The organism is Halopseudomonas maritima, from assembly GCF_021545785.1.
Lineage (GTDB): Bacteria > Pseudomonadota > Gammaproteobacteria > Pseudomonadales > Pseudomonadaceae > Halopseudomonas > Halopseudomonas maritima.
This window is the reverse complement of the sequence record NZ_CP079801.1, coordinates 846,222-858,428: the sequence shown is the minus strand read 5'-3', so window position 1 is coordinate 858,428 and position 12,207 is coordinate 846,222. Positions and strand designations below refer to the sequence as shown.

Genomic DNA, 12,207 nt, shown 5'->3' with positions numbered 1-12,207 from the left:
ATCAGCGCCCCACAAACGGTACGAACTTGAGGGTCCAGCGGGTGCCGATCGCAGAGAAGATAATCATCAGCGCATCAGGTATGCCGAAGAACGCAAGCACCGAGCGAACGTCAGCGTCCAACATGTTGTAGTACTGCTGCACCTTGTCGCTGATGCCGATCTCGCTCACCAGTTCGTGAAAAGTCTGATAAGCCACCTGCAGGGCGAATAGCAGGGCTTGGTAATAGCTATAGATGGCGACCTTGGTGGCGAGTACAAAGGCCTCTTTCACAAAGTCGTAGATGCCTGAATAGATCCAATCCCAGACAGCCTGAAAAAACTCGAGAATGTCACCGATAAACGGGATATCCATTACTTGTCCTCCCGGAAGATGATGAACAGGGCGATCACGGTTGCGAGAAACAACAGGATGTTGCGCAGGATGGCGAGCTGATCAGCGTTATCAGACAGGCAGAAGCCGACCGTGCGGCCTACTACCTCAGCTTCAAAGCAGGGCAAAACGGCGTTACCGGAATTCAGCGGGATAGTCATCTTTTGCTCGATCAGCGACCCGAACTGGCCGGACTGGTCTTTGATCTCGGCAAGCGTGTCGGTGATCTTTTGCTCGTATTCAGCTATGGCTTCTTCGAAGTTGCCTTTCTCGGGACGGTTGAGACCGCCGCCCTCACCTTCGCCGCAATCCTCACCAGTGCAGCCACCATCGCCCGACCCGCCACCGCCGCCGCCTGAACCGTCACCGTCGCCATCACCCGAGCCACCGCCATCGCCATCGCCACCCGACCCGCCGTCACCCGAGCCGTCACCGCCATCGCCGTCGCCCGATCCATCGCCGTCACCATCACCGGAGCCATCACCACCATCACCCGAACCATCACCACCGCCTTCGCCGTCAGTTTTGACGCAGGTGGAGCCGTCCCACTCGTAGCCAGGCACACCATGACAGGGATCAGGTTCTTCCGGCTCACTGCCATCTCCTGGATCAACAGGGTTAAGAGGGTCACCAGAGGTATCGCCGGCAACGAGGTTCGAGCCGCTGCAGGTATCACCTGTGCCCTCGACGATGTAGTTGCAATAACCGGTGGAGGTGGAGCCAGCCACCAAGTAGCAGCTAGCGGAGAAGTTGGAGACGGGGGCATAGCTGCAGCTGAGGGAGCAGATAGATTCAGGCGCTTGGGAGGCAACGTAGTTAGTGCCGTTGCTGTTGATGACCACGGCATCATCACCACGGACCAGCAACGACTCGCCTACTGTGTCAGAGCAGGTAGCCTCACAAAGGCCAGTAGAGGCATCTTCAGTCGTGCCAATGGGGCAGTTGTCGCCGTACCGATAAGCGTCCTGCTTGGAAATGGAAGGCTGATTTGGGTAGTTCGGATTAACCACCTTGGCATAGCACTTGTAATGCGTGGGCGAGACCATGAAAACTTGGTCAACGGTCCAAATTTCAGTCGAGCTAGTCTTGGCCGAGGTCATGGCAGAACAGGCAGCTTGGGGAGATGCGCCCGAATAGCTGCCGCGGTATGCGATGCCCCAATAGTAATCGACAGCAAAAGAGGGACCGGCCCCCATTAGCAGAAGTAGTGCAACGGCCCAACGCATACCCACACCCTCAAACAAGAAAGGGGCCCGAAGGCCCCTAGAAGTCATTGATACTGGCCAACCTTGATGCCTGCGATGAACGCCGAGGCCAACACGACGCCCAGCAGCAATGACCAGAGCACGGCTTACGCCTTACGGAAAACGGCGATCACCAGAGCCAGACCAGCCAGCACCGCGACGGCACCGATGATCAGGCCGCCGCCTTCTTTGAGGTCACCGGTAGCGGTGTCGACAGCGGTCTGTACACCTTCGGGCAGAGCGGCGAAGGCCGGGGACGCCATGACCGGGACGGTCAGAGCAATGGCAGCATTGCGAGTAGCAGTGCCGAACTTGCCGCCGAAGCGACGCACAACATTCATATCTTTCATAGGTAGTACCTCTTACAGGGTTAAGTTATCCGCGCATTTTGCGGAACAGTGCCGCCAGCAACCCGATGCCGAAACCAACAAAGAAACAGGTCACTGTCGTTCCGAACCCGAACCAAAATGCCTCGGGATCGAATGCGGTGAAGGCTTCAAACTCCGTGGAGTCCGAAGCGAGGTAGGCCAGTTGCCAAGCGGCCTGTACGCACTGGCCGGATTGGTCGAAGGTGGAACACACCTGAACGTAAACTTGCGGTCCCATGGCCTACCCCTTTTCAGTTAACGGGTCAGGCTTTGGCCTGGGTGTTGGGGGACTGGGCCTGAGTCGCAGGCTTGTCGGCCTTGGGTTTCACCGGCTCGATGTGCAGGCACAGATTGTTGCCCTTTTGTTTGCCTGCGCGGGCAATCTCAAAGGTGATGCGCACCTGTTCGAGCGGGGCGATGTTGGCACCGGCAGCGAAGATTTCATCGGCCACTTCTTCGGGGACGTCCATGCTGACCACGGACAGACCGTGTTCGGTTTGGCCGTCAGGTTCATCGCCGTAGAAGACCTTCACAATCTTCACGTTGCCGTCCTTGTTGCTGAACTGGAGTTTCTGGGTGCTCAGAAATGCGACTTCGATAGTTGAACGTGCCATTGGTGTTACCTCACTTGTGATGCGCCTGATTGCGCGGTTTTGCCTTTCTGCAGGCCGAGCGAATCCACACAGGCGAATTTCAGCTTTTCGCCCGAGGGGTGTTCTCGGTACTGCGGGGGTTTTAGGTTGTTGGCCTAGGGCCGGGTATCACTGGGTAATGCCAGAACTAACGCGCCCGGTGGGCTTGTTGGCCCCCGAGCCAGCGGAAACAGACTCCGCGTTGCTCCGCTAATTTCCGCCGTCTCAGGGGCTGCGGTTGAACAACTGGCGACGACGCGCTGAATGGCACCGTCTAACGATTGGTCGATCAGCTGGACGCTGGACAGCACGCCTTGAGTGGTGACGACAGCAGCGGCAGCACAGCCCAGCAGGAAAGGGATAGACCAGTGCCAAAGCAGGCCCACCAGATAACGAGCAGTGCGGAAACGGACTGTCATTGATCGCCTCCCTTATCAAGCTGTTCGTGAATACGCAGTTGCAGATTCATACGGGCCAGACCGTCGCAGCAGTGACAACCGCAGAAGAAGCCAGACCCGCAGCGGGAGCAGCGCTCTTGCCGATTGGCGCGGGCGTCGGTGTATTCCTCGACGTGGCCGCACTCTTGGCAGAGCACATAACTATCAGTGAGCTTGGCAGTCTGGTTGCACATGGTTAAACCTCACCCTCAGAGGCTTTGCGGTAATCAATCGGCTTAACCGGACGTTCTTTGGTCCATTCGCCAGAGTCACGGCGGGTACCAAAGGGATTATTGAGAATCTCGTGAACCCGTTTTTGGCGGGCGTCAGCGCGGGCGCTCATGGTGGCGACGAACTCGGCGGTGGTGCATACGGCACAGTTGCAACCGGGTTCATGCTTGGGCTTGTAGCGTTGGCGGCTGTTCATTCCGTAGTCCTTTCCGGGTGATTTCCTTGTCTGGTGACATCAGCCAGCTCCCGAATACGGGCCATACGCTCAAGCAGGCTTTCAGGAATCGGCACTACACCATCAAGTGAAAACGGAGCAGCTTCAAAACTGGTTTGCAGGCGTGTGACGATCTCAGCATTCAGCGAGCGATTTGCTTCCGAGGCGGCCACTTCTAGCAGGGCGCGGAGGTCTGCAGGCATGCGGAGCTTGAATTGGGAGTCAGCACGGCTCATCAGAATTCGTCCTCATCGCGCAGGCGTTCAGAGAGCAGCGTCAGGTTGATCATCATGTGCTTGCCAAGCTTGACGGTCGGGATGTAGCCGCGACGAATCCAGCCCCTGACAATGTCGTGATCCATACGAATCCAGTCCGCGAACTCTCGCCACGGCATCAGCGGTGGCGGGGGTGGTGGCGGTGGCTGGTCTCCAAGGTTGATATCCATACCTTCCACATCAATGCCCTTTGTTGCACTATGTTCTCGACCACTTGAAGGGATGGCCTTCAAGTCAATTATTACCTTAAGGCAATTATTGACCTGTAGTGATGCCGCGTCAATAGTTACCCTGAATTTATTGGGTTGTTTTTCTCTATATGGAAAGCAGTGCAGATAGAGCACGTACATTGATAAAGAAGATCGGCCCGAAAAAGCTGAGCCAGCTAAGCGGAACCGATCACAGCCGCTGGCTGAACGTAAGCAAGGGCGCGGTGCGTGTGAGCACCTTAGAGATCGATGTTTTGGTAAAGGCATTTCCGCAATACGCGCTGTGGATCGCGAGCGGAGAGATCATTCCCGAGAGTGGGCAAACAAGCCCCGATTACGACGAAGCTAACTCAAAGTTGCCAACACACCACGCGGGATAGCGATCACAACGGAAGCAGCTAGGCGCTGGTATTCCCGTAGCGCGAGCAAGGAGAGCTAAGCATGAAAGCCGATTGGGATGACGCACCGATCCGAGTGCGGAAAAAGACAAACCATGTCGGAATATTGGTCAGCGTCGCAATGACGCTTGGCATCTTCGGCGGAGCCGCCTACATGGCCGAGTCGAAAGGCTGGATCAACCTGCAACCAGAGCAGGCCACCCGAGTCACCATCGAACATACCCCCGCAGAAAGGCCACAGTCAGAGTCAAAAGCTCAAGTCGACTATGACGAGCAGGTAAACAGGCTGCTGCGCGAGTCAGCGGAGCAGCCCCCTGAATCCATGTCTGACACACAGGCGTATCAGCAAGCCGAGCGAGCGCCAGTCACCCAGGAGCGTTCAAGCGACATAAACAGAACCTCCCAAGCAGAAGCGAACCTAGCGATTCTCAATGCAGCACCTTGGGGTAGTGGAGTTCAAAGCCGACCCCAGCAGGAACCAAGACGCGGGTCGTACGTAACCGTAGTGGAGGAAACAAAGCGGTCATGCTTGGGGGCGGCACAAGGATCAGCCTCATGTAGAAAAATTAAGCAACTTCTACAGCAGGCAGACAGGAGAAACTGTGATATCGGTGGGAGTCAATACGCATGCGACCGAGCTAATCGATACGATCTTCGGTGATATGGGAAATGAGGTAATGAAATTAACTCGAGAAAACGAGTAATCAGATGAATGCAGCCTTTAGAGTGTTGTTGACAATAAATGCAACTTCGATGCTTATAATTATTTATCTGATCAAGTCGGGAGTTGTATTTGATACGCCGGGATGTCTGGTGAGGGTGATAGGCGAAATCCCTAACTGGTTTTTTTATATTTTATACTGCCTGCCCCCTATAGCCCTTACTTGGTTGAGTATATTCTTGTCTAAATGGCTGCCAAGGTGCAGCTTTAACAGAGGGGATGTTGTTGAGATAGGTTATGCGAATAATAACTTTCTCCCTAGCTATCTTGGTTATTTCTTTGTGGCGCTAAGTATACCGAATGTTGAGACCCTTCTGTTCGTTTATGGAATATTGGCGGCTTTTACATTCCTGTCTCAGGCATTGTACTTTAATCCGCTTTTTTTGGTGTTTGGGTACCAGTTCTATAATCTAAAGACAAAAAACGGAGCTGAGGTTTTTCTAATTAGCAAGTGTCTATATAGATCGCCCGGCGATGTTGTAATAAACAAAGCATTCTCGGTGAATGACTATACTTTGATTGAGGGGAGAAAGTGATGGATCATTTAATGGTGAAGCTAAAGGGACGAGGGCAAGACAAGATAAAGCGTCTGATGAGCGATGTTGCTATATACAACATAGACCCCGGACAGCTGCAAACTGTGTCTTACGCACCAGACCACAATCTAGACAACGACTGTTGGTTCGAAATTAAAAACTTCTCCGAGGAAACCTATTGTCTTGACTTTTTAAAGCGTGACTTTGTTGCAGCTGAGCACAATCAGATGCCGGCGGGTAGTATAAGGGACATGAGGTACATGTTCTCTGTTCAAGGAAGTAATTATTTTTTTCAGAAAGTGACGCCTTCTCAAATTATGCGTAAAACATTTTTGGCATTTGGAGAAGGGGTGGAGGTTGAACGAGACAAGACGAGGGTGGTAGTGCATGAAATACCCGACGCCATATATGCTAAAGAAAGCGATCAATTCTTTTTTCGAAATCTAACAACTATATCTAACATATTCAAGGGTATTGAAGAGCTGTATAGAGAAGCCACGGAAGAAGAAACTAGGGATTTTCTGAGTCAGCCGTTTATTGAACTCAAAGGTGGCTATGAGGCGACAAAGGTAGGTAAGTTAAATAGGCAAAGAATTGCTTTGGCGATGGAGAGTTTGAACGCTTTGGGTGAGGAGGAGAAAGGGGCTCTATTCGTGTACATAAAAGATTATTGTGATGATCTCAATTTTGATGAGCAAAACAAGACTTTTGAAGTGTGCGATGAGGGGTCCTTGAAGAATCTTGTTTATGGCATTGAGCAACGATTTTATTCTACAATTATTGGCGCCGAGAAGCGTTTGGCAAACTCAATTGTCAAGCTGTGACGTTCTAGTATAAATGAGGCGTCAAGGAGGACTTGACGCCATTGTGTTAGCTAGTGTGGCAGGGGGTGCAGCAGTAATAACAGCCATTAATTCGATTGTCTGGCCACTGCTGTTTTGCATACCTAACAGCGCCATGGCAGTCGTTGTGGGTACCCAAATCGACACGATTTTCTAAAAGCGGCATGAAGGAACAACCAGTAGTGGTATTGTGAACTTCGTGATCGCCGTTAGCTTGGGCGTTGCGGTTAATGATAAAGCTTGGCATAGCAGATCCTCATTCCTTGTGGATGAATTCTCAGATAAGCACAAGTGATAGCTTAAGGCCAGCCGAAACTGGGCAGAAGAGTCGAAAAGTGTCGAAATCAAAGGCAAACATAGAGCTATGTCTAACGGGTTTTGTTGTGAAAATCTAATAAAATCAACAAGTAGGCATTCGTAGGGCAGCAAAGGCTAAGAGCCGCAAAGGTTTCGAATCCCTCTCTCTCCGCCAGACAAACAAAAAAGCCCCAGCGCAAGCTGGGGCTTTTTTGTTTGTGCGGTGAAAAGACGGACGAGACCCCTAAGGGTTCGACCGGAGCCAGCTGCGCTGGCGCAGGAGCGCAGCGACGGCCTGCAGGGTGAGGCGCAAAGCGCCGAACAATCCCCCTCTCCGCTAGTTATGATATATAAGCTAATGATTTAGTTGATATTTCATAGGTTCTCTTTTTCCTCTCAAAATCAGTCGACGGGGTTGTCGATTGTGCGTGTTTGCTGCCAAGCAAGCTGCACGGAATGTTGCCTAGCGTTTGCCGCGTCACGCCGCTTTTACCTCGTCCCTGTCTGGTACAGCCTGGGTGCTCAGACTATGTTGGGCGCGACAGGCCAGGCCGGCCCGGGTTGCCGTGTGTGCGGCCGCCCGGGCTTGAGGCCCGCTAAGGGTATGCGTTGAACCAGGCCAGTACTTTGGCGGCTGACGCGGGAAACCACTCATGGCCCCCTGTGGTTTTGGTGTAGCGTCCGGTTGGGATGTTCTGGTACAGCAGTCGGTCGTAGTACATGTCCATGCTCCACCACGGCACCGTTAGATCAACAAAGCCATGGAGGAAGTAGGTTGGCGGGTGGTCTGCTGGCAGTTCATCCGGCACGGAGCACACTGGCCCGCTGCAGGTGGCGTAAGACCCGGATTGAACTGCTAGAGCCTTGAACTCCCCCGGGAAGGACACGGCCATCCGGCTGGTGTTGTAGCCGCCGCTGGAGATGCCGGTAGCGTACTTTCGGTTGCCGTTGAGCGGGCCGAAGTCGCCGTCATCGATTGCCTGAAACACGTTGGTCAGAAAGGTGTAGTCGGTGCTCAGTTCGTAGTTGCTGGCCAGCGCTGGAAGGTTGGTATGCCAGAACAGGTCTGCTGGTGCGCTAGGTGCAATCACCGCGTAGCCATTTTCGAGCAGGGTTTTGACTACGCGCCCTTCGTAGTAACCGCCAAACGGGTCTGTTGTGTAGTAGGTGAAATTGTTCAACGGGAAAAATGACCCCTGATATATCAGCACTACCGGCCAGCCGCCGGTCGGGGCCGTGCCTGAAGGCAACTGATAGATCACCTTGCGATTGGAGATACTGCTTGAAGGTATCCAGGTAGATCTGTAGCTGCAGCTGATCTTGCCTGGCAACAGCAGTGATTTTGCGCGCTCGGTACAGGGTGAGGCAGCGAGAGCCGGGGCTGTGCCAGCGATGGCGGTGAGGCTAAGGATGATGATGACCCTGAGCCAGGTGCGGAAGGATAGTTGCATTGCGAGTCTCCAGTTTATTGTCATTGTTGGCGGGGCATGAGTGCCAGTCGCACCTATAAATTAAAATCGGAACTCCGATTCCGTCAAATCGGATTTTTGCCATTCAGGTGCTGACTGCCCGCTAGGCCGCATTGCAGAGGGGGCGGGGCAAATAGTTGCATTTACTGCTTGTGCACCGAGGTGGGGGGTTCTACTATATCGGAACCGGTGTTCCGGTTCCGTATAATAACAAAACTATTGGAGGTCCTCGTGGCAACACAGGGAATAGTTTGGGCGGTCGGCTGCGCAGCGCTGCTTGCGGCCAGTCAGACGATGGCATACCAGACGCGTTCGGGCGACTGGTCGGTGGCGCTGGATACGACGTTATCCTACGGCGTCAATTATCGAATGGAAGATCAGGATAGTCGCTTGATTGCCCGTGCCAATGGCGGTCGGGGAGACAATTCTGGGCTGATCAACTCCGATGACGGTAACCTCAATTTCGAGCGAGGTGAGCTGTTTTCAGAAGTCGCCAAGGTGGTTTCAGAGCTGGATTTGAGCTATCGCGAGCGCTTCGGGGTGTTTGCTCGTGCCCGCGGATTCTATGACTTCGAGTTGAAGGATGATGAGCGTCGTCATCGCGAGATTCCGAGCAAGGGGCTGGATGATGCCGGTTCCAATGTGGATCTGCTGGATGCGTTTGTATTCGCCAGCTGGGATGTTGCAGATCGTGCGCTTAACGTTCGTGCGGGTCGCCAGGTGGTCAACTGGGGCGAGGGTTTGTTTGCTCAGAATGGTATCGGCGCGACCAACCCGGTAGATATCAACGCGTTGCGTGCGCCGGGTTCTGAACTCAAGGAAGCCTACATGCCGACGTTGATGGGGTATGTGTCCCTCGAGTTGAGTGATGGTCTTTCTGTAGAAGGGTATTGGCAGCCAGGCAGCGCCTGGGAGAAGACGCGCATTGACCCCTGCGGCAGCTATTTCTCGACCCTCGATGTCATCGGTGGGGGCTGCAACTATTTGATGGTGCCTCCCACCCAGGAGCCGTTGACTGGTGGTCTGGCCTTTGACAGTCCTGAACAGGCGCAAGCTTACGCTGACAGTCTGCCGGCCATTCCGGCATTTGCTGCGCTCAAGGGCTATCTGCCGACCACCTTTATTCCTCGGGCGGGTGATGTGGATGCCGATGGGGCAGCGCAATACGGTATTGCCGCACGTTTGCTGATGCCTGACTTCAACTACAGCGAGCTGGGTTTTTACTACCTGCGGTACAACATGAACGTGCCAATGCTTGGGCTGACGGTCGGGCAGCCGGTCAACATCCCTGGTGTGGGCGTCCTGCCAGTCGCCAATACCTCGCGTTATTACGCCGAGTATCTGGAGAAAAGACATCTGTATGGCCTCAGCTTCAATACCAGCTTTGGTGGCGACAGCTGGCTTAACGGTATTTCGCTGGCGGGCGAGCTGAGCTATCGACCAAACGCGGCCATTGCTCTGGGGTTGGGTGAGTATCTGCCAACAGCATTGCTGGGCAACCTCACCGGTGTGCCCGTTGGCACACGCCTGGATGGCTATGACGAGAAAGCCATGTGGCAGGGAGCGCTGGTCGGGATTCAGAGCTTCAACGGCTTTCTGGGCTCCAACACGGGGACGCTAATGGTCGAGCTGGTCGGTAGCCGTGTGCAAGGGCTTGAGTCGGATATTGACTATTACAGCGCGACCTCCAGCGCCTGGGGGGCGCAGGGCACTCTGTCTTTGACGTACAGCAACGTCATGAATCTGGTGAACCTGATTCCCAGTGTCAGTTACCAGCGCGGTATGAATGGTATCGCTCCGCAGCTCACCAACGGGCTGATCGAAGACGCGCGCAGCTATGCCGTTGGCGTAGATGCCGTTTACCAGGAGTCGCTGACCTTTGGCGCCCGCTATGTCTCCTATGCAGGAGGTGGTCTCTCAAACAAGCGGACCGATCGCGATTACCTGAGCCTTAGCGTCAAGTACAGCTTCTAACGGAGTTCAAAACCATGCAAAAAAAGAGTGTATTCAAACTTGCCTTCGTTGGGTCGCTGGCGCTCGCATCTGCCATCGCGCAGGCGCGCGTTGATAGTGACGCGGCAGCTCGGCTGGATGCTGACTTGACGCCAATGGGCGCCGAGCGGGCCGGTAATGCGGACGGCTCCATTCCCGCTTGGGACGGTGGTCTGGAGGCCAAGCCAGGTGCCTATGTAGATGGTCGGGGCTATATCGATCCCTTTGCTGACGATCAGGTTCTGTATAGCGTGACCGCAGCCAATATGGACGGCTTTGCCGATCGTTTGAGTCCGGGTCAGCAGGCGATGTTGCGGCGCTACAGTGCGACCTGGAAGATGCAGGTGTACCCCAGTCAGCGTTCGGCCTCCTATCCTCAGGAGGTCTATGAGGCTGTTAGAGCCAACGCAACCTCTGCGGAGTTGACAGACAATGGCAACGGTGTTGCCAACATGAAGGTGGCTACGCCTTTCCCGTTGCCTCGGTCGGCGCATGAAGTGCTCTGGAACCATTTGACGCGTTACCGCGGGGAAAGCGTCAAGCGCTATTACGCTCAGGCCACGCCGCAGCCGGACGGGAACTACTTCATGACCCGGATTGAGGACTTCTTCCTGTTCAATCAGCGGGCAGGGGACTCAACGGCCGACAACGGCAACATCCTGTTCTACTTCCGCCAGTCGGTGGTAGCCCCGACGCGTCTGGCGGGAATGGAGCTGCTGGTTCACGAAACGGTGAACCAGGTATCTGAGCCGCGTATGTCCTGGATCTATGCAGCCGGTCAGCGCCGCGTACGGCGGGCACCTAATGTCGCCTACGATTCGCCCGGCACGGCCTCTGACGGAATGCGCACAACGGATAACTTCGATATGTTCTCGGGCGCGCCTGACCGTTACGACTGGGAGCTGATGGGCAAGAAGGAAATGCTGATCCCCTATAACAGCTACCGTCTGGCGGATAAGGGCAACCGCTACGAAGATATTGTTCAGCCTGGTCACATCAACCCGGATCTGGCCCGTTATGAGTTGCACCGAGTGTGGCACGTGCGTGCAACGCTGAAGGATGGTCAGCGTCACCTGTACAAACAGCGTGACATGTACTTTGACGAAGATAGCTACCACCTAGTGGTGGTTGATCACTATGACAATCGTGACCAGCTCTGGCGTCTTGGTGAGTCATACACCATCAATCTGTATGACCAGCCGTTGGTATGGACCAAGGGTGATGCGGTCTATGACCTGCTGAACGGACGCTATGTTATCGGCCTGTTGTCCAACGAGGAGCCGCGCGAGCAGTTCGGCGCCAGCCTGCAGCCGAGCGACTTTACGCCTGCCCAGCTACGGCGGGACAGCCGCCGCTAGCGAAGCTGGAGATAGTTGCAGATCAGTAGTGAGAGCTCCTCTGGGAGATGATCCCGGGGAGTGTCTCCGAGCGTTCCCACCAAACTGTAGTAGTTCATGCTGGCCAGCAATACGTGGCCGGCCAGGTCTGCTGCGTTTTCGGGGGCGGGATGGCTCAGCTGATCGCGTTGTTTGAGCACCAGGCTGCGGAGGGAGTGGCCCACGAAAAAGTTGAGTTGGTGTATGCGCTCACGGAAGCGCTCATCAACCGAACTGCGGCGAATGAGGGCCCGAAGCAGGCCTTCGTTGCCGTCGTAAAGGCCGATGATGCCTCGCACGAACTGCTTCAACTGCTCCTGGAATGGATGCTCGCTGCTGCCGAGTGACTCAACCAGATCCGATATGACCTGGTGGCTGTCATCTACAAAGCGCTCATGCACTGCGCACAGCAAAACGTCCTTGTCTGCGAGCAGGCGATAGAAGGTGCCGACCGACGAATTTGCCAGCCGCGCGATCTGCGCAATGCTGGTGTCTTCAAAGCGGTTTTGGGCAAGCAGGTCGATAGTTACCTTGATGTAGCGCTCAAGCGCTTGGCGGCTTCTTGCCTGCGTGGGATTGGGAATTGTGCGCATTAA

The 12,207-nt window shown here is 54.6% G+C and carries 16 protein-coding genes; 6 read left to right on the top strand and 10 right to left on the bottom strand.

The annotated features are described in order from the left end of the window. Position 1: 1 nt before the first annotated feature. The 8 genes from HV822_RS03995 to HV822_RS03960 all read right to left on the bottom strand — a co-directional run bounded on the left by HV822_RS03995 (position 2) and on the right by HV822_RS03960 (position 3,941). Complete coding sequence (locus tag HV822_RS03995) at positions 2–352, bottom strand: DUF2523 family protein (RefSeq protein ID WP_238871007.1); 351 nt, start codon at positions 350–352, stop codon at positions 2–4. Continuing rightward, positions 352–1,416: an attachment protein gene (locus HV822_RS03990; protein WP_238872481.1), complete on the bottom strand. Its 1,065-nt coding sequence runs from the start codon at positions 1,414–1,416 to the stop codon at positions 352–354. The genes HV822_RS03995 and HV822_RS03990 overlap by 1 nt, the downstream gene beginning before the upstream one ends. Before the next feature lie 305 nt (positions 1,417–1,721). Then, positions 1,722–1,964 carry a hypothetical protein gene (locus tag HV822_RS03985; protein ID WP_238872480.1) on the bottom strand — a complete coding sequence of 81 codons (243 nt, stop codon included), beginning with the start codon at positions 1,962–1,964 and terminating at the stop codon, positions 1,722–1,724. 25 nt (positions 1,965–1,989) lie between these two features. After that, on the bottom strand, positions 1,990–2,220 hold the full coding sequence (locus HV822_RS03980) for a hypothetical protein (RefSeq protein WP_238872479.1): 231 nt from the start codon (positions 2,218–2,220) through the stop codon (positions 1,990–1,992). Between the two features lie 25 nt (positions 2,221–2,245). After that, the gene (locus tag HV822_RS03975; RefSeq protein WP_238871003.1) at positions 2,246–2,596 is read right to left on the bottom strand and encodes a hypothetical protein; all 351 of its coding nucleotides are present in this window, start codon (positions 2,594–2,596) and stop codon (positions 2,246–2,248) included. A gap of 651 nt (positions 2,597–3,247) precedes the next feature. After that, on the bottom strand, positions 3,248–3,478 hold the full coding sequence (locus HV822_RS03970; protein ID WP_238872478.1) for a hypothetical protein: 231 nt from the start codon (positions 3,476–3,478) through the stop codon (positions 3,248–3,250). Next, positions 3,475–3,732: an Arc family DNA-binding protein gene (locus HV822_RS03965; RefSeq protein WP_238872477.1), complete on the bottom strand. Its 258-nt coding sequence runs from the start codon at positions 3,730–3,732 to the stop codon at positions 3,475–3,477. Before HV822_RS03965 ends, HV822_RS03970 begins: the two co-directional genes overlap by 4 nt. Further along, entirely contained in the window at positions 3,732–3,941 is a 210-nt protein-coding gene (locus tag HV822_RS03960) for a DNA-binding protein (protein ID WP_238872476.1), read from the bottom strand. The genes HV822_RS03965 and HV822_RS03960 overlap by 1 nt, the downstream gene beginning before the upstream one ends. A 179-nt stretch (positions 3,942–4,120) precedes the next feature. Between HV822_RS03960 and HV822_RS03955 the strand changes: the two genes are divergently transcribed. The 4 genes from HV822_RS03955 (at position 4,121) to HV822_RS03940 (ending at position 6,459) form a co-directional block, all read left to right on the top strand. Next, positions 4,121–4,360 (top strand): DNA-binding protein, encoded by a 240-nt coding sequence (locus HV822_RS03955; protein WP_396265008.1) that lies wholly within the window; start codon positions 4,121–4,123, stop codon positions 4,358–4,360. 61 nt (positions 4,361–4,421) lie between these two features. Then, positions 4,422–5,039, top strand: a complete 618-nt coding sequence (locus HV822_RS03950) for a hypothetical protein (protein WP_238872474.1) — start codon at positions 4,422–4,424, stop codon at positions 5,037–5,039. A 47-nt stretch (positions 5,040–5,086) separates the two neighbouring features. Further along, positions 5,087–5,635 carry a hypothetical protein gene (locus HV822_RS03945; RefSeq protein WP_238872473.1) on the top strand — a complete coding sequence of 183 codons (549 nt, stop codon included), beginning with the start codon at positions 5,087–5,089 and terminating at the stop codon, positions 5,633–5,635. Further along, on the top strand, positions 5,635–6,459 hold the full coding sequence (locus HV822_RS03940) for an ATP F0F1 synthase synthase (protein WP_238872472.1): 825 nt from the start codon (positions 5,635–5,637) through the stop codon (positions 6,457–6,459). Before HV822_RS03945 ends, HV822_RS03940 begins: the two co-directional genes overlap by 1 nt. A gap of 911 nt (positions 6,460–7,370) precedes the next feature. On the opposite strand, the gene HV822_RS03935 is transcribed toward HV822_RS03940, so the two are convergent. Then, on the bottom strand, positions 7,371–8,225 hold the full coding sequence (locus tag HV822_RS03935) for an extracellular medium-chain-length polyhydroxyalkanoate depolymerase (protein WP_238872471.1): 855 nt from the start codon (positions 8,223–8,225) through the stop codon (positions 7,371–7,373). 312 nt (positions 8,226–8,537) lie between these two features. On the opposite strand from HV822_RS03935, the gene HV822_RS03930 reads away from it, so the two are divergent. Together HV822_RS03930 and HV822_RS03925 are read left to right on the top strand one after the other, a co-directional pair. Then, complete coding sequence (locus HV822_RS03930) at positions 8,538–10,217, top strand: DUF1302 domain-containing protein (RefSeq protein WP_238872470.1); 1,680 nt, start codon at positions 8,538–8,540, stop codon at positions 10,215–10,217. Between the two features lie 14 nt (positions 10,218–10,231). Continuing rightward, a complete protein-coding gene (locus HV822_RS03925) occupies positions 10,232–11,593 on the top strand; it encodes a DUF1329 domain-containing protein (protein ID WP_238872469.1) in 1,362 nt (453 codons plus the stop codon). On the opposite strand, the gene HV822_RS03920 is transcribed toward HV822_RS03925, so the two are convergent. Further along, complete coding sequence (locus HV822_RS03920) at positions 11,590–12,204, bottom strand: TetR/AcrR family transcriptional regulator (RefSeq protein ID WP_238872467.1); 615 nt, start codon at positions 12,202–12,204, stop codon at positions 11,590–11,592. The two genes, HV822_RS03925 and HV822_RS03920, sit on opposite strands and share 4 nt — an antisense overlap. Between the last annotated feature and the right edge of the window lie 3 nt (positions 12,205–12,207).

Bases quoted from the DNA above. Each gene is read 5' to 3' on its own strand.
- HV822_RS03995 (WP_238871007.1), bottom strand. From the start codon at position 352: ATGGATATCCCGTTTATCGGTGACATTCTCGAGTTTTTTCAGGCTGTC.
- HV822_RS03990 (WP_238872481.1), bottom strand. From the start codon at position 1,416: ATGGTCTCGCCCACGCATTACAAGTGCTATGCCAAGGTGGTTAATCCG.
- HV822_RS03985 (WP_238872480.1), bottom strand. From the start codon at position 1,964: ATGAAAGATATGAATGTTGTGCGTCGCTTCGGCGGCAAGTTCGGCACT.
- HV822_RS03980 (WP_238872479.1), bottom strand. From the start codon at position 2,220: ATGGGACCGCAAGTTTACGTTCAGGTGTGTTCCACCTTCGACCAATCC.
- HV822_RS03975 (WP_238871003.1), bottom strand. From the start codon at position 2,596: ATGGCACGTTCAACTATCGAAGTCGCATTTCTGAGCACCCAGAAACTC.
- HV822_RS03970 (WP_238872478.1), bottom strand. From the start codon at position 3,478: ATGAACAGCCGCCAACGCTACAAGCCCAAGCATGAACCCGGTTGCAAC.
- HV822_RS03965 (WP_238872477.1), bottom strand. From the start codon at position 3,732: ATGAGCCGTGCTGACTCCCAATTCAAGCTCCGCATGCCTGCAGACCTC.
- HV822_RS03960 (WP_238872476.1), bottom strand. From the start codon at position 3,941: ATGGATATCAACCTTGGAGACCAGCCACCGCCACCACCCCCGCCACCG.
- HV822_RS03950 (WP_238872474.1), top strand. From the start codon at position 4,422: ATGAAAGCCGATTGGGATGACGCACCGATCCGAGTGCGGAAAAAGACA.
- HV822_RS03945 (WP_238872473.1), top strand. From the start codon at position 5,087: ATGAATGCAGCCTTTAGAGTGTTGTTGACAATAAATGCAACTTCGATG.
- HV822_RS03940 (WP_238872472.1), top strand. From the start codon at position 5,635: ATGGATCATTTAATGGTGAAGCTAAAGGGACGAGGGCAAGACAAGATA.
- HV822_RS03935 (WP_238872471.1), bottom strand. From the start codon at position 8,225: ATGCAACTATCCTTCCGCACCTGGCTCAGGGTCATCATCATCCTTAGC.
- HV822_RS03930 (WP_238872470.1), top strand. From the start codon at position 8,538: ATGGCATACCAGACGCGTTCGGGCGACTGGTCGGTGGCGCTGGATACG.
- HV822_RS03925 (WP_238872469.1), top strand. From the start codon at position 10,232: ATGCAAAAAAAGAGTGTATTCAAACTTGCCTTCGTTGGGTCGCTGGCG.
- HV822_RS03920 (WP_238872467.1), bottom strand. From the start codon at position 12,204: ATGCGCACAATTCCCAATCCCACGCAGGCAAGAAGCCGCCAAGCGCTT.